Source organism: Nisaea sp. (assembly GCF_040217065.1).
Lineage (GTDB): Bacteria > Pseudomonadota > Alphaproteobacteria > Thalassobaculales > Thalassobaculaceae > Nisaea.
In genome coordinates, this window is record NZ_JAVJNX010000009.1 from 590,980 (window position 1) to 612,198 (window position 21,219).

General features: G+C 62.0%; 21 protein-coding genes and 1 tRNA gene. 16 read left to right on the forward strand and 6 right to left on the reverse strand.

Annotated features, from left to right (window positions below; genetic code table 11):
* The first annotated feature begins 1 nt into the window (after position 1).
* The 10 genes from RH950_RS15130 (at position 2) to RH950_RS15175 (ending at position 13,020) form a co-directional block, all read left to right on the forward strand.
* Positions 2-490 carry a tripartite tricarboxylate transporter TctB family protein gene (locus RH950_RS15130; RefSeq protein WP_350058186.1) on the forward strand — a complete coding sequence of 163 codons (489 nt, stop codon included), beginning with the start codon at positions 2-4 and terminating at the stop codon, positions 488-490.
* A gap of 21 nt (positions 491-511) precedes the next feature.
* Positions 512-2,017 carry a tripartite tricarboxylate transporter permease gene (locus RH950_RS15135; protein ID WP_350058188.1) on the forward strand — a complete coding sequence of 502 codons (1,506 nt, stop codon included), beginning with the start codon at positions 512-514 and terminating at the stop codon, positions 2,015-2,017.
* Between the two features lie 63 nt (positions 2,018-2,080).
* Positions 2,081-3,181 (forward strand): mandelate racemase/muconate lactonizing enzyme family protein, encoded by a 1,101-nt coding sequence (locus tag RH950_RS15140; protein WP_350058190.1) that lies wholly within the window; start codon positions 2,081-2,083, stop codon positions 3,179-3,181.
* A 121-nt stretch (positions 3,182-3,302) separates the two neighbouring features.
* Positions 3,303-4,121 carry a chromate resistance protein ChrB domain-containing protein gene (locus tag RH950_RS15145; RefSeq protein WP_350058192.1) on the forward strand — a complete coding sequence of 273 codons (819 nt, stop codon included), beginning with the start codon at positions 3,303-3,305 and terminating at the stop codon, positions 4,119-4,121.
* 4 nt (positions 4,122-4,125) lie between these two features.
* Positions 4,126-5,430 carry a chromate efflux transporter gene (gene chrA, locus RH950_RS15150; RefSeq protein ID WP_350058194.1) on the forward strand — a complete coding sequence of 435 codons (1,305 nt, stop codon included), beginning with the start codon at positions 4,126-4,128 and terminating at the stop codon, positions 5,428-5,430.
* Positions 5,431-5,854: 424 nt separating this feature from the next.
* Entirely contained in the window at positions 5,855-6,769 is a 915-nt protein-coding gene (locus RH950_RS15155) for an amidohydrolase family protein (protein WP_350058196.1), read from the forward strand.
* 54 nt (positions 6,770-6,823) lie between these two features.
* Complete coding sequence (locus RH950_RS15160) at positions 6,824-8,938, forward strand: acetate--CoA ligase family protein (protein WP_350058198.1); 2,115 nt, start codon at positions 6,824-6,826, stop codon at positions 8,936-8,938.
* A 490-nt stretch (positions 8,939-9,428) separates the two neighbouring features.
* Complete coding sequence (locus tag RH950_RS15165; protein WP_350058200.1) at positions 9,429-10,478, forward strand: TRAP transporter substrate-binding protein; 1,050 nt, start codon at positions 9,429-9,431, stop codon at positions 10,476-10,478.
* A gap of 156 nt (positions 10,479-10,634) precedes the next feature.
* Entirely contained in the window at positions 10,635-11,387 is a 753-nt protein-coding gene (locus RH950_RS15170; RefSeq protein ID WP_350058202.1) for a TRAP transporter small permease subunit, read from the forward strand.
* A gap of 4 nt (positions 11,388-11,391) precedes the next feature.
* Complete coding sequence (locus tag RH950_RS15175; protein WP_350058204.1) at positions 11,392-13,020, forward strand: TRAP transporter large permease; 1,629 nt, start codon at positions 11,392-11,394, stop codon at positions 13,018-13,020.
* A 233-nt stretch (positions 13,021-13,253) separates the two neighbouring features.
* Here the strand turns inward: RH950_RS15175 and RH950_RS15180 are convergent.
* Positions 13,254-13,329 (reverse strand) — tRNA-Ala (locus tag RH950_RS15180).
* Between the two features lie 220 nt (positions 13,330-13,549).
* Here RH950_RS15180 and RH950_RS15185 point away from each other — a divergent pair.
* Genes RH950_RS15185 through folD form a run of 3 tightly spaced genes read left to right on the forward strand, consistent with a single transcriptional unit; the run spans position 13,550 to position 15,099 of the window.
* Positions 13,550-13,828, forward strand: a complete 279-nt coding sequence (locus tag RH950_RS15185; protein WP_350058206.1) for a YggT family protein — start codon at positions 13,550-13,552, stop codon at positions 13,826-13,828.
* 25 nt (positions 13,829-13,853) lie between these two features.
* Entirely contained in the window at positions 13,854-14,186 is a 333-nt protein-coding gene (locus RH950_RS15190) for a DUF167 domain-containing protein (RefSeq protein WP_350058208.1), read from the forward strand.
* Positions 14,187-14,202: 16 nt separating this feature from the next.
* A complete protein-coding gene (folD, locus tag RH950_RS15195; RefSeq protein WP_350058210.1) occupies positions 14,203-15,099 on the forward strand; it encodes a bifunctional methylenetetrahydrofolate dehydrogenase/methenyltetrahydrofolate cyclohydrolase FolD in 897 nt (298 codons plus the stop codon).
* A gap of 9 nt (positions 15,100-15,108) precedes the next feature.
* On the opposite strand, the gene RH950_RS15200 is transcribed toward folD, so the two are convergent.
* A complete protein-coding gene (locus tag RH950_RS15200) occupies positions 15,109-15,384 on the reverse strand; it encodes a DUF3253 domain-containing protein (protein WP_350058212.1) in 276 nt (91 codons plus the stop codon).
* A 108-nt stretch (positions 15,385-15,492) separates the two neighbouring features.
* Between RH950_RS15200 and RH950_RS15205 the strand changes: the two genes are divergently transcribed.
* Positions 15,493-16,188: an NnrU family protein gene (locus tag RH950_RS15205; RefSeq protein WP_350058214.1), complete on the forward strand. Its 696-nt coding sequence runs from the start codon at positions 15,493-15,495 to the stop codon at positions 16,186-16,188.
* Positions 16,189-16,206: 18 nt separating this feature from the next.
* On the opposite strand, the gene RH950_RS15210 is transcribed toward RH950_RS15205, so the two are convergent.
* The 3 genes from RH950_RS15210 to RH950_RS15220 all read right to left on the reverse strand — a co-directional run bounded on the left by RH950_RS15210 (position 16,207) and on the right by RH950_RS15220 (position 18,776).
* Complete coding sequence (locus RH950_RS15210; RefSeq protein ID WP_350058216.1) at positions 16,207-16,434, reverse strand: hypothetical protein; 228 nt, start codon at positions 16,432-16,434, stop codon at positions 16,207-16,209.
* Between the two features lie 100 nt (positions 16,435-16,534).
* A complete protein-coding gene (locus tag RH950_RS15215) occupies positions 16,535-17,452 on the reverse strand; it encodes a pseudouridine-5'-phosphate glycosidase (RefSeq protein WP_350058218.1) in 918 nt (305 codons plus the stop codon).
* Positions 17,453-17,564: 112 nt separating this feature from the next.
* Positions 17,565-18,776: an argininosuccinate synthase gene (locus tag RH950_RS15220; protein WP_350058220.1), complete on the reverse strand. Its 1,212-nt coding sequence runs from the start codon at positions 18,774-18,776 to the stop codon at positions 17,565-17,567.
* Between the two features lie 220 nt (positions 18,777-18,996).
* Between RH950_RS15220 and msrA the strand changes: the two genes are divergently transcribed.
* Positions 18,997-19,536: a peptide-methionine (S)-S-oxide reductase MsrA gene (gene msrA / locus RH950_RS15225; RefSeq protein WP_350058222.1), complete on the forward strand. Its 540-nt coding sequence runs from the start codon at positions 18,997-18,999 to the stop codon at positions 19,534-19,536.
* 90 nt (positions 19,537-19,626) lie between these two features.
* On the opposite strand, the gene rpsD is transcribed toward msrA, so the two are convergent.
* The gene (gene rpsD, locus RH950_RS15230) at positions 19,627-20,241 is read right to left on the reverse strand and encodes a 30S ribosomal protein S4 (protein WP_350058224.1); all 615 of its coding nucleotides are present in this window, start codon (positions 20,239-20,241) and stop codon (positions 19,627-19,629) included.
* A gap of 258 nt (positions 20,242-20,499) precedes the next feature.
* On the opposite strand from rpsD, the gene RH950_RS15235 reads away from it, so the two are divergent.
* On the forward strand, positions 20,500-21,219 hold the full coding sequence (locus RH950_RS15235; protein WP_350058226.1) for a TerC family protein: 720 nt from the start codon (positions 20,500-20,502) through the stop codon (positions 21,217-21,219).

A 21,219-nucleotide genomic window follows, 5' to 3' on the forward strand; every position in this document is an offset into this window, starting at 1 on the left:
CATGTCGAGCAAATCCTCCGTCGACCGGGCTGCATCAGCAGCCCGGTTTCCGCGTGATATGGTCATCGGTTTCTGTATCGTGGTCCTTTGCGCGATCGCCTACTGGATCACCCTCAGCATCGCCGAGGCTCCCGCTGCGGTAGCCCAGAATGTGCAACCTGCGACGTTCCCCCGTCTCGTGATCTCCGTGATCGCCATCCTTGCCGTCGTCCTTATGGCGATTTCGTTCCGCAAGGATTCACGTCCCGGAAAATCCGTGCCGGCGATGGTCGCCATGACCGGCGCCATGATGCTTGCCTTCGTGATCTCCTTCGAGGTCCTTGGCTTCATCCTGACCATGGTGCTGTTCTGTTTCACCATGCCCGTGATCTGGGGCGAGCGGCGCTGGCATGCGGTCATTCCGTTTGCCGTGCTCTTCCCCGGTGCGATCTATGCGCTGTTCGCCCTCGGGCTCGGTGTGCATTTCGATGCCGGCATTCTCGGTTTCTAGCGTTCAGATTGGTTCGAACTGATGGATGCGTTCCTCACCGCACTTTCTGCCTTTTCAGACCCGTACCTGCTCACGGTCATTCTGATCGGGACTCTGGGTGGCGTTCTGGTCGGCGCCATGCCCGGACTGAGCTCCACGATGGCGACGGCACTGCTGCTGCCTTTCACCCTGACCATGGATCCGATCCCGGCGATCTCCCTGCTGAGCGCGCTCTACTGCGCCGGCACTTTCGGCGGATCGATCACGGCGATCCTCGTCAATGCTCCCGGCGCTCCGCCGGCCGCGGCAACGGCGTTCGACGGCTATCCCCTCGCGCAGAAGGGACAAGCCGGCATGGCCCTCGGCATGGCGGCTGTCAGCAGCGTGATCGGCGGCGTTTTCAGCGTCGTCGTTCTGATCGTGGCGGCCCCCCTGCTCTCCCGTGTCGCCTATAATTTCGGGCCGCCCGAATATTTCGCCCTGGCGCTCTTCGGCCTCTCCATGCTGGCGACAATCAGTGGTGAATCGGCTCTGAAGAACCTGATCGGCGGTGCCTTCGGCGTTCTGCTTGCCACTGTCGGCATGGATTTCACGACCGGTGTCGACCGCTTCACCTTCGGCTATTGGGAACTGACGGAAGGCATTCACTTCATCCCGGTGATGATCGGCCTGTTCGCAGGCTGTGAATTCCTGACCCAGGCATCGAAACTCAAGCAAAGCAGGGTGCGGGCCGTCCTCGAAGCCGTCAAACTGCCCGGCTGGGCCGACTTCAAGCGGTGCTTTGGCACCATTTGCCGGTCCTGCGGCATCGGCTCCTTCATCGGCCTGCTTCCGGCCGAGGGCGGCACTGTTGCGGCCATGATCGGCTACAACGAGGCAAAACGCTGGGCCAAGGACAAGAGCCAGTTCGGCAAGGGCGATCTCCGCGGCATTGCCGGCCCGGAAGCCGCCAATAACGCCGCCACCGGAGCCGCCATGGTCCCGACCCTGGCGCTCGGCATTCCCGGCAGCGCGACGACGGCAATCATCCTTGGCGCGCTGCTGGCGCATGGCCTGCGGCCGGGGCCGCATCTCTTCATCGAGACGCCGTCCCTGCTCTATGCCATCTTCCTGTCGATGCTGATCGCGAACTTTGCCTTCGCGGCGTTCGGCTTCCTGGGCGCCAAGCTGTTCGCCCGCGTCACCCTGATCCCGACCGAGTTCCTCTGGCCCTCCGTGTTTGTGCTGGCGTCCATCGGTGCCTATGCCATGGACCAGTCGATCATGGATGTCTGGATCATGGTGCTGGCCGGCCTGTTCGGCTTCGTGCTGAAGCGCTACGGCTTCTCCGCGGCCCCGATCATCATGGGGCTGATCCTCGGCGAGTTGGTCGAGAACAGCCTGAAACAGTCGTTGATCATCTTCGATCACGAATGGATCCAGTTCCTCGAACGGCCGATCGTGGTGACCTTCCTGGTCCTGACCATGGCCTCGATGATCTGGCCCCTGGTCACGCTGTTCCGGACCCGGCGGCAGGAACGCAAGGCCGCGAACGCGGCCCAGAACTAGACATACTCTTCACGGGGCGGCTTCGAGCCGCCCCGTCGCTTTTCACGATCACGAGGCCCCAAGATGCGCGTTACCCGGATCGCCGCCAGCGTCCATCGCCCGGTCGCGGCAGGCGAGCAGGAAAGCAAGGCCACCTATGCCGGAACCGACGGCCCGGTCTTCGTCCGTTGCCGCGTCGATACAGACGAGGGCATCACCGGCAACGGCTTCACCGGACGCTTCCTTGCCGCCGAGGTCGCACATTTCCTGAACAACGCGCTGGCCGCCGCCACTGCCGGGGAAGATGCGCGCGGGCCGGGTCTGATGACCGCCATCGAGCGGCGCTTCAATCCACGTGCCATGACCGGCGTGGTCGTCTCCGCCCTTTCCGCCCTGGAGATCGCGCTGATGGACATCCAGGCCCAGTCAGCCGGAACAAGTATCGCCGTCCTGCTAGGCGGCAAGCGCACACGCGTTCCCGTGCATGTTACCTGCGGCCTGCCCCATCTCGACATTGGAGCCCTGCAGGCAGCCACAGCACGCGCCGTCACGGCCGGCGCTGCCGGAGTGAAGATCGTGATCGCCGCCAAGGGCCGCCCCTGGCAGGAAGACGCAGAACGCATTCTCGCGGTTCGCGAGGCCATCGGCCCGGACGCCGATCTCATCGCCGACGCCAATTGCGGGTTCGATCCCGCCACTGCCCGCAACTTTGCCTATGCCGTTTCGGACGCCCGCCTCACTTGGCTGGAAGAGCCCTTGCGTGACAACGACCCGCGACAACTGGCGGAACTGACCGCCGAAATAGACTGCCCCGTCGGCGCCGGTCAGATGGAACAGTCGGACTACCGGTTCGAGCAACTGATCCGGCAAGGTGGAGTCTCCGTCATTCAACCGAACGCCGTCTTTGCAGGCGGTTTCCGGAAAGCGCTCGACGTCATCCGCCTGGCCGACCGCCACAACCGCAAGACCAGCCCTGCCGGGGGATGGGATTTCGTCAACCTGCACCTGATGGCAGGTGCTCTGGAGCATGGAGCGATGGAATATCATGAAGGCCACGAGTCGATCATCCGTTGCATCAGCGGATCAGCTTCCGTGCCGAGAGATGGCTATCTGACTGTACCGGATACACCAGGCCTCGGGATCGGAATTGATGAAGGGAAGCTCTCGGCAGCCCGGGTCAGCTGACCCGGACATCCTTGACAGACACAATCTCTTCTCGCATTTTCGTCTCATGGGGCTCGCGAGCGCCTCGTGAGGCGACAGCTCAAGTTTCGCGTCCTTTAAACCCATTTTGGGAGGACGCGCCATGCCGTCACCAGACATTATTACCGTACCCCAACTCGCCCGCCTTATCGGGACGCCAGAAGGTCCGGTCATTGTCGATGTATGCGTCGATAATGACTTCAATGCCGACCCGCGCCTGATACCCGGATCATTCCGGTACCCGTTTAATGACATCGAAGCGCTGGCACCCCGGCTTCAGGACCGCAGGGTGGTTATCGTCTGCCAGAAGGGCCGCAAACTCAGCCAAGGGGCTGCGGCACTTCTAAGAACCAACGGAGTTGCAGCCGAGTGCCTGGAAGGCGGAGTCCTTGCCTGGCACGAGGCCGGTGAACCCGCGATCCCCGAAGCGGCCATACCGCCGCGCAGGATTTCCGGCGAGACTCTCTGGGTGACACGCCATCGTCCGAAGGTGGACCGGATTGCTTGTCCCTGGCTTATTCGCCGTTTCGTCGATCCGTCAGCACGTTTTCTTTTCGTCGCCCCGGCCGAAGTGACCGACGTCGCCGACCGGTTCGGGGCCACCCCGTTCGATGTTGAGGGTGTGTTCTGGAGCCACCGCGGCGAAGAGTGCAGTTTCGACACGATGGTTTCGGAATTCGGGCTCGGGACGGAGCCGCTGAACCTGCTTGCAACCATTGTCCGCGGCGCTGATACCGACCGTCACGATCTGGCACCGCAGGCAGCCGGACTGCTGGCAGCGTCGCTTGGCCTGTCGCGGATGTACCGGGACGACCTGCGCCAACTCGAGGCAGGCATGACGCTTTACGATGCCTTCTACCGGTGGTGCCGGGACGCGGTCGACGAAGGGCATAACTGGCCCGCTTCCCGAGCCAAGGCATAGCATCATGACCGACAGATCGACCGAAGCCGTCGCGGCGGGGCGCGATGCCCCGTCGCTCGGCACCCTGTTCCAGGTTTTCCTGAAAATCGGACTGCTCTCTTTCGGCGGCCCGGCTGCGCAAATTGCGTTGATGCACCGGCTGCTGGTGGAGGAGCTGAAATGGCTCACCGAGCAGCAATACCTGAACGCGCTGAGCTTCTGCATGCTTCTGCCGGGCCCCGAGGCGATGCAGATTGCCACTTATGCCGGCTGGCGTCTTCGCGGCATCGCCGGTGGACTGATCGGTGGTCTGCTTTTCGTCATACCGGGAGCCATACTGATCCTTGCCCTGGCGGCAATCTATGCCCTGTTCGGCGAGCTACCGCTGATCGGCAGCCTGTTCCTCGGTGTAAAATCGGCAGTCCTGCTGATCGTGATCGAAGCTCTATTGCGAGTCTCGAAACGAGCGCTCCGCGGGCGCGGTGACTGGATTATTGCCGGTCTCGCCTTTGCAGGGATCTTCGTCCTCGACCTTCCCTACCCGCTCATCGTCGTCGCCGCTGCCCTCTGGGGTTGGGCGGCAGGCGGCAGAGTTTCACCATCGGATGCCGCCGCCGTGCCGATTGGCCGCTCACTCGGCGGAACCATGCTCACGATCGCCATCTGGCTCGCCATATGGTGGCTTCCAGTCTTGCTCGTCTCCCAGCTCTCCGGGTTTCAGGTCCTGACCGACCTCGGCCTGTTCTTCTCCAAGCTCGCGGTGGTCACCTTCGGTGGCGCCTACGCCGTGCTGGCCTATATGGCGCAGGACGTGGTCGGTGCCTTCGGCTGGCTCAATGCAGGCGAAATGATGGACGGTCTCGGTCTCGCAGAGACCACGCCCGGTCCACTCATCCTGGTGACGGAATTCGTCGGTTTCCTCGCAGCCTATCGTGACGGCGGCATCACGCTGGGAATAGCGGGGGCCATCCTGACGCTCTGGGTCACCTTCGTGCCCTGCTTCCTCTGGATATTCGCCGGCGCTCCCTATATCGACTGGATTTCGGCCCAGCCCCGACTGAAAGGGGCGCTCTCGGCCATCACTGCAGCGGTGGTCGGCGTGATCCTGAATCTGTCGCTCTGGTTCGGCCTGCATGTGATGTTCGGGGACGTCATTCGGCAGGAATTCGGCCCATTCACGCTCTGGCAGCCCGAACTTGCAACCTTCGATTGGCGCGTCGCCGTGCTGGCCGCGCTCAGCGGTCTGCTCCTGTTACGATTGCACTGGGGTATCGGCCGGGTGCTTGCGCTTTGCGCGGGGCTCTCCTGGCTAATGGTCAATGGTTTGTGACACGCCAGCCCCGGGCGCTTGCGCGCCCGGGTGCAGGTTCAGGCAGTACTGAGCTGACTGAGGCCAGATCGATTTTGCCAATGAGGACCGAAGCGATCCATCGGAAACCTTATTCTATAAATAAATTCAGACCTTTAAAGAAAAGCAATCACACTGGCCCGTGCCAATTTCGCAGCTCGGGCACATCTTCTCATGTACCGGCCAACCATTGATCTCAAGTGGCGAACAATGTGCAATCGGTAATTCACCCGCGTCGTTCAGCATAATTCTTGATATAAAAATGCATCAGCCGAGCATTCGCTCAAAATCAAGACACTCTCTGAATACCGGCCCAAAAAAACAAGACCCATGGGGCTGTCCCAGACAACCTTCAAAGCAGGTTATCTGGGACAGCCCCTTCAAGAAAATTCAGAAGGGAAAGAACATGCCCCCCATTATCGACATGGAAATCGAAGCCCCCCTTTCCGAGGCCGCGCTGCGCGTCCAGGAAATCGGCAAGGGCCGGCCCGGCACCCCGACGGGAGAACACCTGGACCGGCCGGCGGGGTACGGCTTCGCCAATTACGGCACCGTCTTCGGCGGCGGCTCGACCGGTTCGGCGACGAAAGGATACGCGCCGGAGGACTGGGACCGGCGGCTCGCGGCGATCGTCGCCGACATGGACCGGGCGAACATCGAATACGGTTTCCTGTGCAACATGCTGAACAGTGAGATCGGCGCCATCCACAGCAAACATCCCGGCCGCTTCAGGATGTTCGCCCTGATCGACCCGATGGACGGCATGCGCGGAGTACGGGAACTCGAACGGCTGGTCAAGGAGGACGGCGCCAACGGCTTTCGCGTGACCGCGCTCAGCAACTGCCTGCCGGCCAGCGACCGGCGCTACTATCCGCTCTATGCCAAGAGCGTCGAGCTGAACCTGCCGGTGAAGATCTACAGCAGCATGAACTACGCCAACGACCGGCCGTATGATCTCGGTCATCCGCGCCATCTCGACCAGGTCGCCATCGACTTTCCGGAGCTGAAGATCGTCGCCGGGCTCGGGGGCTGGCCCTGGGTCCCGGACATGGTCGGCCTGCTCGCCCGCCATCCGAACCTCTATTGCGATACCTCGGCCCACCGGCCGCGCTATTTCGCCCAGCCGGGCGCCGGGTGGGAGATGTTCATGCAGTTCGGCAACAGCCGCCTGCAGGACAAGATCATGATCGGCATGTCGCGCTATCTGTTCGGCTGCCCGTTCGAGGAACTGATCAGGGAATACAGCCAGCTTCAGCTGAAGGAAAAAGTCCTGGAAAAATGGTTCTATCACAACGCCAAACGCTTCTTCGAAGGCAACTGAACCCGGCGCTCCGCCTCCGTCCGCTTACCGTCACCGCATAACCAAGAGGTCACGATGATCAGGGATGTCACCTCCCTCATCCGCCCGGCGACAATCGCCGTCATCGGCGCGTCCGCCACGAAAAGGGCGCAGGGCAACGCCGTCATCGACAATCTGCTGAGCCGCGACTGCGCGCGCCGGATCATCCCGGTCCATCGCAGCGCAAAGACGGTCCAGGGCCTGGCAACCGTCGCCTCCGTCGGAGACCTGCCCGACAATGTCGATCTCGCCATTGCCTCGGTCCCGGCCTCCGCCGCCGCCGAAACAGCGCGGGCGCTGGAGGCGCAAGGCGTGAAATCGGCGATCTTCTTTGCCGCCGGATTCTCACCGGAGGAGGCGGACGCCTTCCGTGCCCTCGCCGCCGAAAGCGCCATGAATATCCAGGGGCCGAACTGCATGGGCCTGATCAATCTCAGCGACAGGCTGTTCCTCTATCCGGCGACAACCTCGAGCAAGATCAGGCCGGGCAAGGTCGCCTTCATCGCGCAATCCGGCTCCGCGGCGATCACCCTGATGAACTCGGCCGAGTTCGGCATCTCGAAGATCATCACCGTCGGCAGCGAGTTCCAGTTGACCGCCGCCGACTATATGAACTGGCTGGCAACAGACGATGACACGGCAGCGATCGGCGTGGTCCTGGAAGCGATCAAGGACCCGGACGCCTTCGCCCGCGCCGCACACCGGATCTACGAGAACGGCAAGTCCCTTGTCATCCTGAAGGTCGGCAATTCCGAGGTCGGATCGGCCGCGACCCTCGCCCATACCGGTTCCATGACAAACGACGCCGACACCTACCGCCTGTTTTTCGAGGCGCACGGTATCGCCGCCGTCGGGGATTACGACGAGCTGAACGCAGCCCTGGAAATCCTGTCCCGGCACGGCCACCGTTACGGCGGGGAAAAGCTCGCGATCGTCGGTATCTCGGGCGGACAGACGGCGCTCGCCTGCGACGTCGCCGCGACTGCCGGTATCGAGCTGGCGCGTTTCAGCGACGATGTGGTCCGCCAGATCGGCCAGGTGTCGCCCGGTACGCTGGCCCAGAATCCGATCGATTTCGGCTCGGTGACGGACGAAGCCGCCCGCGACATCGCCGGGTCCATCAAGGCCATCCTGGATGACGACGGCGTCGATATGCTGGCCGTGATCCAGGATTGTCAGGCAGGCCTGCACGAGAAGTCTCTCGAGTCCTACAGCACACCCATCGACGCCTATTGCCGGAGCGCGCGCGCTGCCGCAAAACCGATCGTCGCGATCTCGGCCACCTCCGAGGCGATTCACCCCGACATCCGGGCGAAATTCGAGAGCCACGGCATTCCGATCGTCAGCGGCCTGCGCGAGGGCATCGTCGGAACTGGAACCATTTCACGCCCGCACCCGTGCCCGCGTGCCGACGCGGCGGAAACGCCAGGGACACCGGCCCGGAAGACCCGTGCCCTGAGCCTGATCCAGGAAGAACTGAAGAGCGGCAGATCCCAGCTGACACCGGAAAGCGGTTTGGAAATCCTGGCCGCCTACGGCATTCCGACCCCCTCTTCCCTGATAGTCAGGAATGCAGCGGAAGCGGCGGAGCGGATCGCAGAGATCACCTTCCCGCTGGTCGTCAAGATCGCATCCAGAGACATCGCGCATCGCTCGGAACTCGGCGGTGTCGTCCTCGGCGTGCGTGACATGGAGGGACTTTCGGCGGCAATCGCACAGATCGCCGGGAACGTCTCGGCGGCCGCACCCAACGCCAGGATCGACGGCTACGAGCTGCAGCGGGAAGCCCGCGGCGACCTTGAAGCCGTCGTCGGTTTCGTCGCCTCGCCCCCCTTCGGCGTCAAGGTCATGGTCGGCACCGGCGGGACGCTCGTCGAACTGACAGACGATCTGGCAATGGGCCTGGCGCCCCTGACGGTGGAGGATGCGCAGGCGCTCATCGCCTCGACCAAGCTCGGCACGCGCATGGACGGCTACCGGAACCTCATCGCCAGAACCGACATGCGGCCCCTCGCCGCACTGGTCTCGACCCTGTCTCTGATGGCGCTGGATCTCGGTGACCGGATCACGTCCTGCGATCTGAACCCGGTCATGATCCACGCCGGCTCCGGTGACGTCACCGTCGTCGATGTACTGCTGACGGTGGAGTGACGCGGCGGGTTTGGACCGGGCTATGGCAACAGAGGGGAGATTTGGTGGAGACGAGGAGGATCGCGCTCCCGAGCGTGCAACATTTGACTGGCGCGTGGCTGTACCGGCTATTTGCGCAGGACTCGCCTCGCTGATGGTGAACGGCCTGTGACACGCCTCACTTAACCAAACCCGGGTGCTGTCTCGCCCGGGTTCACGTCTGAAAAACATAAGGGAGGATCGTTGCCGTCGTCGATCGATGCACCGCACGGCCTTCAGACGATTTTTTTTCATCCATGCAACCGCAAACAAACTTCGCTGAACGCGGAGCGCGAGACGATTAGTCAAGAAAAAATAAGTCACACCAATTATCGCACGGTGAGTCAATTGGGCGGAAATTGATTATGTACACATCATACTAAACATTGCTCGCAAGGCGCACTCACGATAGTTTTCCGATGGTGGCTACCATACCATCAAAATTAGCGGCCCAAAACTGGCACGCGAACAAATGACAGGCGAGCTCAATCGCCAAGGGAGGAAAATCGTGACCATTAAATCAGCATTCATGGGGGTTGGTGCAGCGGCACTGCTGGCGACCACAGTTATGGCGGAGCCGGTTACCCTGCGCATCCAGAACCACTATTCGACTGAACACCCGATGGGCAAAGCCATCGCCGAATTCGTCGATGATGTTCAAGTAATGTCGGGCGGCGATATCACGATCGAGATGTTCTATGCCTCCTCGGTCGTCGCGACGACCGAGACCTTCGATGCCGCGATCAGCGGCATTCTGGACTGCGATATGACCGGCGGCGCCTATCAGACCGGCAAGAACCCGGCCTTCCAGTTCGTCGGCGACATTATGGGCGGCTACGACACGCCGTGGCAGCAATACAGCTGGCTGCATTATGGCGGCGGCGACGCCGCGGCGCAGGCGCTCTACAACGAGCAAAACATGCATCTGGTCGGTTGGACGATCTACGGTCAGGAATCCTTGTCCTCTTCGCGCCCTATCGCCGGTTTCGAGGATTTAAAGGGCTGGAAGTTCCGGTCCCCGCCCGGCATGGAGACCGAGATTTTCGAAGAGCTGGGTGCATCGCCGATCGTGATGGACTTCACGGAAATCTTCACCGCGCTTGAGACAGGCATTATCGACGGCGCCGATGCCTCAGGCCTCAACAACAATGTGGGCCTCGGCCTCTACGATATCGTCAAGCACGCAACCTATCCCGGCTTCCACTCGATGCCGTCGGATCATCTGGCGTGCAATCTGGATGTCTGGAACGGCCTGACCGAGCAACAGCGCCGGATCATCGAGACGGCGATGCAGAAGCTGGGCTTCCACGTCGCCCTGGCAAACGAGAAGCTGAATGCCGAAGCCGCAGCCAAGCTCGAAGCCGAAGGTATCACGCTGTATGACTGGTCTGCTGAAGATCGCGCCACCTTCCGCGCAGCCGCTCAGACAGCCTGGGGTCGTTGGGCCGAGAAGAACGAGCAGACCCGTAAGCTCGTCGAGAGCCACCGCGCCTACCTGAAGCAGCTCGGCCTGCTGAAATAGGTTTTGACAACCTAATTCCTGGAAAATGAACAACGCGAGCCCCGCAGGGCTCGTGTATTTTCGGTTTCTTGGGCCATCCATATGTCCGGGGAGACAATTGGAATGAATTCGGAAAGCTTGTGGCTGGGCGGCATGCGGAGACCGGTCCGGCTAGCCATGCTGGTCTTCATCGGTGCGACCCTCCTGCTGTACGCATGGCTCGTCGTGAACGCGCTTCTGTTTGAAGACGCCATCGACATGTTTGACATGATCCGCCCGAAAGGACGGTTTGTTGTTCTGGCAATGCTGGCTTCCCTGGCCGGTGCGATCTTGCTTGCATCGATCTACTTTTCGGACACGCGAGGTGCCATCGAACAGGAAGCAGACGGCTTCTTTGACATCGTGTCCTTGGTGACATCGCGGCTTTCGATGATCATGGTCGCCTGCATCGTGTTGGTCATGCTGTACGAAGTGGTCTCCCGCTACGTATTCGCCCGGCCGACGCTCTGGGCCAATGAGCTGTCCCTATGGATCGCCGGCTTTCTGTTCCTGTTCGCCGGCCAGTACGCAATGCAGCAACGCAGCCACATCCGGATCTACGTGATCTACGACATGATGCCCCGCTGGATGCAGAAGACGGCGGACGTGCTGTCGCTGAATCTGCTCCTGTTCTTCACTTTCGCCCTCGTCTGGGGCGGCTATTCGGATGCGATGCGGCGCATGATGCGCCTGGAGACCTTTGGCACGGCCTGGGACCCGCCCCTCCCCGGCACGCTGAAGCCCGCTATTTTGATAATTATTCTGCTCGTCACCATTCAGGCGGTCTCGAACCTGATCGCGGACTGGAACAAAGAGCCTGAGCATCACAGCCCGGCGGACGAGATCGACGAAACCGAGATCGATAAGATCCGAAAGACGCTGGGAACCTGACCGCATGGAATTTCTCGATCTGCTCGCGTGGATGAAGGTCGGCGACGTTGCAACACTCAGCATCATTCTCTTGCTGGTGATGTTCTTCCTGCTTGCCATCGGAATGCCGCTTGGCTTCGCCTCCGCGTTCCTCGCCGTTTTGGTCCTGATCATGAAGTTCGGGCCGGATTTGCTGTTCAGCAGGTTCGGGCACGGGCCGCTCTCGGTCGTCGGCCAGGCGGTCTATCGACAAATGACCAACTACGTCCTCATTTCCGTGCCGCTGTTCATCTTCATGGCGGCGCTGCTCGAACGCTCCGGCATCGCCAGGGACATGTATAGTTCCCTGAATGTCTGGCTCAGCAGGACGCGGGGCGGCATTGCGATCGTGACTTCGATCATGGCGGTTATCATGGCGGCAATGTCGGGCATCATCGGCGGCGAAGTCGTTCTGCTCGGCCTCATTGCCCTGCCACAGATGCTGCGGCTCGGCTACAATCAGAATCTCGCAATCGGAACGATTTGCGCCTCCGGCTCGCTCGGCACGATGATCCCGCCATCCATCGTCCTGATCTTCTACGGCCTGGTGACCGAGACATCGATCAAGGCCCTGTTCACCGCCGCCTTTCTTCCCGGCTTTATCCTGGCCACGTTCTTCATCCTCTACATTCTGATCCGGACCAATCTGAACCCCAGCCTGGCGCCGCTCCCCGAGGAGGAACCCGACGCGCCCAAAGGCCTCGAGAAAGCCTTGTTGTTCATCGGGTTTCTGTCACGGTTCGCGCTCTGGCTGACCGGGTTCCTGCTGCTCCGTGCGCTGTTTTTCACCGTCACAGGAGAAAATGCCGTGCGCGAAGGAGTCGATCCGATCGCGCTCGGTATGGTCTCCGACATTCCCTACATTGCCGGGGCGGGTGCCATCGCGCTCGCTCTCATGCTGTTTCTGGTTGGCAAGGAACGCTCCCGACTCGGTTGGGAGATGGGCAAGGGGCTCGTTCCACCGACCGTGGTGATCGGGGTCGTGCTGGGATCGATCTATATGGGGATCACCGGCATCACCGAAGCGGCTGGCATGGGCGTTGTGGCGGTCTTCGTCATCGGCCTGCTTCGGCGCGAGATGACGTTCGAGATTGTCTGGGACAGCCTCATGCGGACCCTTAAGTCCACAGGAACGATCATCTGGGTCACCATCGGCGCAGCGTCTCTGGCCGCAGCCTATACGCTTTCCGGCGGCCCGACCTATGTCGCCAACACCATCATTTCGGCGGAATTGCCGACGATGGGAATCATCCTGGTGATGATGCTGATCTTCCTGATGATGGGCATGTTCATGGACTGGATCGGGATCGTGCTTCTGATCATGCCCGTCTTCCTGCCCATCGTCCTCAAGCTACCGGTCGAGGAGATCGGGTTTCTGGGCGGCCTCGATCCCAAATTCGTGGCGGTTTGGTTTGGTGTCGTCTTCTGCATGAACATGCAGGTCAGCTTCCTGTCACCGCCATTTGGTCCGGCCGCGTTCTACCTGAAATCGGTGGCGCCTCCGCATATCACCCTGACCGCCATATTCCGGGGGTTCCTGCCGTTCATTGCGCTCCAGCTTCTGGCCTTGTCTGTCCTGCTGATCTGGCCGTCGATCGTGACGCTGTTCTTGTAACCGGCAGAGCGCGCGATCGGATCGGAGACATGCTCTTCACGGGGCGAGCTGCCGAACTCGCCCCGTCCCAACCATTCGCTCCGGTGCAGGCAGACAGCCCCGGAACGTCATGTTCTGCCTCGCCTCCGACCGACCGGCTTGCTGTCGATAGAACGCGCTGCTCTGCTTGATGGCAGAAGCGGCCAGCAGCAGCGTGCAGTCATTTTTCTACGTCAGTATCTTGGGGGATATTTTGGTGGAGCCGAGGAGGATCGAACTCCCGACCTTCGCATTGCGAACGCGACGCTCTCCCAGCTGAGCTACGGCCCCACCGATGCCAGGCAATATCCATTGCCGACAAGGTGCTGACAGATAATCGAAGGATCTTTGCTTTGCAAGACCAAAGCGCCCTCGCTCTGCGGCTTTGCATATGCTGGCACACGTCCCATATATGCTAGGCTAAAGTGAGCCGCGCCAAGAGCTTGCTGTCTGCGCAAGCGGGCGGTACGGTCCGACTCACTGAACCTCCCCGAAGGACGGAAACTCGCTCATGATGTCGTTGGTACAACTCGCTAGTACAGTCATCCAGCTTTATATCTACGCGCTTTTCATCTTCATCATCCTGGGATGGCTGGTGCAGTTCAATGTGATCAATGCGCAGAACCGCTTCGTCTATCTGGTGATGGATTTCCTGTACCGCGTCACCGAGCCGCTGTTGCGGCCGATCCGGAACGTGCTGCCGAATCTCGGCGGCCTCGATCTCTCCCCGATCGTCCTGGTGCTCGCCCTGAGTTTCATCCGCAGCCTGATGTGGGAATATCTCGTCTAGCGACGCCGCTGCCTGTGCGCACGTTGTGAGTACCGTGCCCTTCGACGCCGTCCCGGAAGGGCTGCGCCTGCGCGTCCGGCTGACACCCAATGCATCGCGCGATGGCATCGGGTGTGTCGCCATGGATGCGGAAGAGGTCGCATGGCTGACAGCCTCGGTCACCGCCGCTCCCGAGAATGGCCGCGCCAACAAGGCGCTGATCAAGCTGCTGTCGAAGGCCTGGAAGATTCCAAAAAGCAGCTTCGAGGTCCGCTCCGGCGCAACCCGGCGGCGCAAGACCCTGCTGATCGCGGGTGACGGCACGGCCCTGACGGCACAACTGGAACACTGGCTCACGCAGCACGCGCCCGGGCCATAGAGGGGAAACATCATCCATGGGCAAAGCCGCACTGATCGACGGAAAGGCCTTCGCGGCCGGATTGCGGGACCGTATCGGCGCCGCGATCGCGGATCTGAAAGCCAGGCACGGCGCCGTTCCCGGCCTTGCCGTGGTGCTGGTCGGCGAGGATCCGGCGAGCCAGGTCTATGTCCGCAACAAGGGCAAGCAGACGCTCGAGAGCGGCATGGCTTCCTTCGAGCACAAGCTCGACGCGGCGACCAGCCAGGAGGCCCTGCTGAAGCTGATCGCGGATCTGAACGCCAATCCGGCGGTCGACGGCATCCTGGTACAGCTCCCCCTGCCCGATCATATCGATGCCCAGGCCGTGCTCGACGCCATCGCACCGGAAAAGGACGTGGACGGCTTCCATGTCATCAATGCCGGCCGTCTGGCCACCGGGGGAGACGCACTGGTGCCTTGTACCCCGCTCGGCTGCCTGCTGCTGCTGCGCGACCGGCTGGGCGACCTCAGCGGCAAGCATGCCGTCATCGTCGGCCGCTCCAACATCGTCGGCAAGCCGATGGCCGCCCTGCTGCTGCGCGAAAGCTGCACTGTCACCGTCACCCATTCCCGGACCAAGGACCTGCCGGCCGAATGCCGCCGGGCCGACATTCTGGTCGCGGCCGTGGGCCGTCCGGAAATGGTCAAGGGAGACTGGGTGAAGCCGGGCGCGACCGTGATCGATGTCGGCATCAACCGGATCGACGCGCCGGAAAAGGGCGCGGGCAAGACCCGGCTGGTCGGCGATGTCGATTTCACCAGCGCGTCCGAGGTTGCCGGGGCGATCACGCCGGTTCCAGGAGGAGTCGGGCCGATGACCATCGCCTGCCTGCTGCGCAACACGGTCGAAGCCGCCTGCCGCCGCCGCGGCTGGAAAATGCCGGACCTCTGATTCCAGGCTTTAAACCTTAGAGGCGGGCGCAGCCGCGTAGCGAATCACGCCCTTCGCCTCGGCCAGCGGAACCGGCTTGCCCTTGCGCAGCGCCACGAGCGTGCCCTCGGCTTCCAGCACCATGGCGACACGCTCTATCTGCCGAAGCAGCGCCCGCCAGGCCGGTTTCGGTCCGGCCGGATCGCCGCCAGCGGCAACACCGATCTGGTTCGGAGACAACCGGCCGTCTCCCCCGGCGGAGCCGAGCATCTCGCGCATCAGCTTTTTCAGGTTATCGTCATCCATCTTTGCATCCATACCGGCTATACTTATATGGCCTGTGATGGCCTGAAACAGGCGACCCGTCCACCGTAAGAGTCGGGCGCCGCGGGACCAACTGCCTTGGGGAGCGGTATGACTGGAAGCCTGGACGCACTCTTCGCCGCTGTCGTGGCCTTCGTCGGCGGACATTTCCTGCTCGGCTGGCCGAGCGTCCGCGCCGCCCTGATCGAACAGATCGGCACCAACCGGTTCCGGGGCCTGTTCTCCCTCGCCGCTGGTGTCGCCATGGTCTGGATGGTTTTGGCTTATGGCGATGCGCCTTATGTCACGGTCTGGGAACCGCCGCACTGGACCCGCTGGATCCCGAATGTGGTGATGCCGCTGGCAGCGATCCTGCTGGTCTGCGGCTACAATCCGTTCAGCCCGACGGCGATGATGGCCGAAGAGGATTTCGACGATCCGCACCTGGTGCGCGGCATCCTGACAGTGACGCGCCATCCGGTGATGATGGCCATCGGTCTCTGGGCACTGGCCCATCTGACCGTGCGCGGCGATGCGGCCTCGATCATGCTGTTCGGCGGTATGGCGGTGCTGGCCTTCGGTGGCATGCTGAAGATCGATGCCAAGAAGCGGGCCGAGTTCGGCGCCAAATGGGCGCCGTTCGAGCTCACAACCTCCGTGCTGCCGTTCAGGGCGATCATCGAAGGCCGGACGAAACTCGACTGGCCCGGTATCGGCTGGCGCCGCCTTGGCGGCGGGCTGCTGCTCTGGGCCGTGCTGCACGGCGCCCATCCCTATATCGCCGGAGTCAGCGCGATACCGTCTTGAACGTGTGCGCCTGATCGGTCAGCTGACCTCGTAGCGGCCCCGCGTCAGCAGGATCAGCAACACGAACATCGTCGGCACTGCACAGAGAGCCGGAATGATGATTCCCGGATAGCCGAAGAAGACCGCGGAAAAGACCCAGAGCAGCCCGCAATTGACCAGGAAATAGGTGAAAGCGGATGCTCCGCCGGTTTGCAGGTCGCGGAGACACCATCCGATGACCGGCACCGTGTAGATAAGCCTGAACATTCTCAAAATCCTCGATAGATGGGCATGACGGCATCCCGCCGTCGGGCTCCCTGCCTATTCGAGGATGCCGCTCCGCAACAATGTGCGATTTTGACGCTGGTCAGTTTTGCCGCAGCGCACGGAGTGCGACCGCGATCCCGGCCCCGAGACGGGCATTCGCCCGGACCAGCTCGATATTGGTTGTCAGGCTGGCGCCGCCTGTCGCGGTGCGGATCTGCGCCAGCAGATAGGGCGTCACCTGCTTGCCCATGGTGCCGGTCCGCTTGGCCTCGAACAGGGCATCGTCGATGATCCGCTCCATCGTCGCGCGGTCCAAGGCATGTTCCTCCGGCACCGGGTTGGCCACCAGCATGCCGGTCTCGAGGCCGAGATCCCGCCCGGCGCGCCAGGCAGCGGCAATCTCTTCCGGGTTTTCCAGTCGCAGCGGCACCCGCAGCCCGCTGGAGCCGCAGAAGAAGGCCGGAAACTCGTCGGTCCGGTAACCGATCACCGGCACGCCTTTCGTCTCCAGGACTTCCAGCGTCTTCGGCAGGTCGAGAATGGATTTCGCTCCGGCGGAGATCACAAGCACAGGTGTCCGGGCCAGCTCGTCGAGATCGGCGGAAATATCGAAGTCCAGCTCGGCGCCGCGATGCACGCCGCCGATACCGCCGGTGGCGAAGACCTCTATCCCCGCTTTCGCGGCGAGGATCATGGTGGCGGCGACCGTGGTACCACCGGACCAGCCCTGGGAAAGCGCCACGCCGAGATCGCGGCGCGACAGCTTGACCGCTTCGTCCGCAGAACAGAGCCGGATCATGTCCGGAGTCGAGAGCCCGATGCGGGCGGTCCCGTCCAGCACGGCGATGGTCGCCGGGACGGCCCCGGCGGACCGGATTTCCGCCTCGATTTCCCGGCCGATAGAAAGATTGTCCGGCTTCGGCAGGCCGTGGGTCAGGATGGTGGATTCAAGCGCGACGACGGGACGGCCCTCTGCCAGGGCACTCTCAACCTCTTCCGAGAAGATCAGACCGGTCATCGGGCTCTCCCTTCATCATCCCGGACCCGATCCGAGATCGACGGATCATAAGGCGATATACGCCATCCGTGGATCCCGATTTTCATTGGGATGACGACAGGGAACGGACCGGCTACCCCTGCAGCATCTTGTTCAGGCGCAGACGCAGGGCGTTCAGCTTGATGAAACCGGCGGCATCCTTGTGATCGTATGTGCCGGTGCCTTCCTCGAAAGTCACGATATCCTCGGAATAAAGACTGCGGTCCGCCTTGCGGCCGGTGCAGGTGACGTTGCCCTTGTAGAGCTTCATCCGCACGGTGCCGGTGACGTTGCGCTGGCTGTGGTCGATCGCGGCCTGCATCATCTCGCGCTCCGGCGAGAACCAGAAGCCGTTATAAATCAGCTCCGCATAGCGCGGCATCATCTCGTCCTTCAGATGGGCCATGCCACGGTCCAGCGTCAGGCTTTCCATCGCCCGATGGGCATGGTGCATGATGGTGCCGCCCGGGGTCTCGTAGACGCCACGGTTCTTCATGCCGACGAAACGGTTCTCGACCAGATCGAGACGGCCGATGCCGTTGCTGCCGCCATATTCATTCAGCGCTGTCAGCAGGGTCGCCGGCGACATCCGCTCGCCATTGATCGCGACCGGGTCGCCATGCTCGAAATCGATCTCGATCTCGGTCGGCTTGTCCGGGGCGTTTTCCGGTGAGACCGTGCGCTGGAACACGTACTCTTCCGGCGCCCTCCACGGATCTTCCAGCACCTTGCCCTCGGAGGAGGAGTGCAGCAGGTTCGCGTCGACGGAGAACGGCGCTTCGCCGCGCTTGTCCTTGGCGATCGGAATCTGGTGCTTCTCGGCGAACTCGATCAGCCTGGTCCGGGAGGTCAGATCCCACTCCCGCCACGGGGCGATGATCTTGATGTCCGGCTGCAGCGCGTAATAGCTGAGCTCGAAACGGACCTGGTCGTTGCCCTTGCCCGTCGCGCCGTGGGAGACCGTATCGGCGCCGACCTCCTGGGCGATCTCGATCTGGCGCTTGGAGATCAGCGGCCGGGCGATCGAGGTGCCGAGCAGATAGGTGCCTTCATAAAGCGCGTTGGCGCGGAACATCGGGAAAACATAGTCGCGCACGAATTCCTCGCGCAGATCCTCGACATAGATTTCCTTGATGCCCATCATGCGGGCCTTTTCGCGCGCCGGCTCGACATCCTCTCCCTGCCCCAGATCGGCGGTGAAGGTAACCACCTCGCAATTATAGGTATCCTGCAGCCAGCGCAGGATGACGGAGGTATCCAGGCCGCCGGAATAGGCCAGCACAACTTTTTTGACGCTCTCGGACATGGGTTCGCCTTAGATGGTAGAGGGCCCGGCGGGGCCCGTGAAACACAAGCGGGGGTGCGGCACACGCATGCGACAACCACCGACGGCGCGGGAGTATAGGCAAACTGTCATGATCGGCAAGGAAAAGGCCGATCCAATGACGCGGCATTGTGACCTGAAATGCGGAAATTTTGCCCTATAACGGGTAATGAGCCATGCTGAACGGAAAGGGAGCTGAATTATGAGCACGGAACAAGAAACCGCCCTCCTCGCCGGAGGCTGCTTCTGGGGCATGCAGGACCTGATCCGCAGGCACCCGGGCGTCACCGCAACCCGCGTCGGCTATACCGGCGGCACGGTCGCCAACCCGACCTACGAGGATCTTAAGACCGGCAAGAGCGGGCATGCGGAATCCATCCAGATCCAGTTCGATCCGTCGGAGACAAGCTACCGCGACATCCTGGCGCTGTTTTTCCAGATCCACGACCCGACCACACCGGACCGCCAGGGCAACGACCGTGGCCCGCAATACCGCTCCGCCATCTTCTATCTGTCGGAGGATCAGAAGAAGGTGGCCGAGGACACCATCGCCGATGTCGAGGCCTCCGGCCTGTGGCCCGGCAAGGTGGTGACGGAAGTGACCCCCGCCGGCGATTTCTGGGAGGCCGAGCCCGCGCACCAGGATTACCTGGCGCGCATCCCGCACGGCTATACCTGCCACTTCCCGCGCCCGAACTGGGTGCTGCCGAAGCGCGCGGCGAGCATGGCGGGCGGGGAATAAGCGAAGGCACCAAACACCGACACAAACCCGAATAGAATCAAAAAAGGCCGCTTCGAGGAGCGGCCTTTTCCGTAACTGTCTGGACCCGGTTTATCGGGAGTAGAACTCGACCACCAGATTCGGTTCCATATGGACCGGATACGGCACGTCTTCCAGCTTCGGGATGCGGGTGAAGGTGCCGGTCTTCTTGTCGAGATCGACATCCATATAGTCCGGAATGTCGCGCTCGTTGGACTGCGCGGCCTCGATCACCATCGGCAGCTCGCGGGACTTTTCCTTCAGCTCGACGACATCGCCTTCCTTGACCATGTAGGACGGCACGTTGACGCGCTTGCCGTTCACACGGACATGGTTGTGGCTGACAACCTGGCGGGCGGCGAAAACGGTCGGAACGAATTTCATGCGATAGACGACGGCGTCCAGGCGGCATTCCAGAATGCCGACGAGGTTCTCGCCGGTATCACCGCGGCGCCGTTCGGCTTCTGCAAAATACTTGCGGAACTGCTTCTCGCCGATATTGCCGTAATAGCCTTTCAGCTTCTGCTTCGCCATGAGCTGAATGCCGAAATCGGACGGCTTGCGGCGGCGCTGGCCGTGCTGGCCCGGGCCATATTCACGGACGTTGAACGGGGACTTCGCGCGGCCCCAGAGATTGACGCCAAGGCGCCGGTCAATTTTATGCTTCGAGTTAAGGCGCTTGCCCATAACCCATCTCCTTCAGAGTTCTTTACTTTTGTCCCGATAGTGCCCGTGACATTTGACCGTCTCGGGCCGGGGACCGACGGCTTATCCGCCTGCCCCACATTCTCAGGAATTGAGGCGCGCACTATACGGATCGCACCCTCCAAGTCAAGCGCCGGAACCGCTGCCGCACGGAAACAATGCGCGGCACGCCGGAACCGGATAAAAGGCAGGCTGTTAGACCCGTATTAGAGCCACGCAGCCAAAGAGGGATTTCCGCGCATGGACTGGATTCTGGACCCGGCGATCTGGGCGAGTCTCGCCACCCTGACCGCGCTGGAAATCATCCTCGGCATCGACAACATCATCTTCGTCTCGATCGTCGCCGAAACCCTGCCTGAATCCCAAAGGCCGCTGGCGCGCCGGATCGGCCTCGGCCTGGCGCTGATATTGCGGCTGCTGATGCTGTCGGCGCTGGCCTGGATCGTCGGCCTGACCGCACCGCTGGCGGAAATCCAGGGCTTCACGCTGTCCTGGCGCGACCTGATCCTGCTGCTTGGCGGGCTGTTCCTGCTCTACAAGGGCACGCACGAGATCCACAATTCCGTCGAGGGCGATAACGGGGAGACAAAGGCGAAGGTCTCTGCCGGGTTTGCCGGCGTGATCGGCCAGATCATCGTCCTCGACCTCGTCTTCTCCATCGATTCGGTGATCACCGCCGTCGGCATGGTCGACGATCTGGGCGTCATGATCGCTGCCGTCGTCATTGCCATGGCGGTGATGATCGCTGCCGCCAATCCGATCGCCAGCTTCATCGAAAAGCACCCGACCACCAAGATGCTGGCCCTCAGCTTTCTCATGCTGGTCGGCGTGGCGCTGGTCGCAGACGGCCTGCATTTCCACATCCCGCGCGGCTACATCTACTTCGCCGTGTTCTTCTCGGCGACCGTGGAGGTGCTGAACCTGGTGGCACGGGAGCGCAGAAGAAAGGCGGCCGACTGA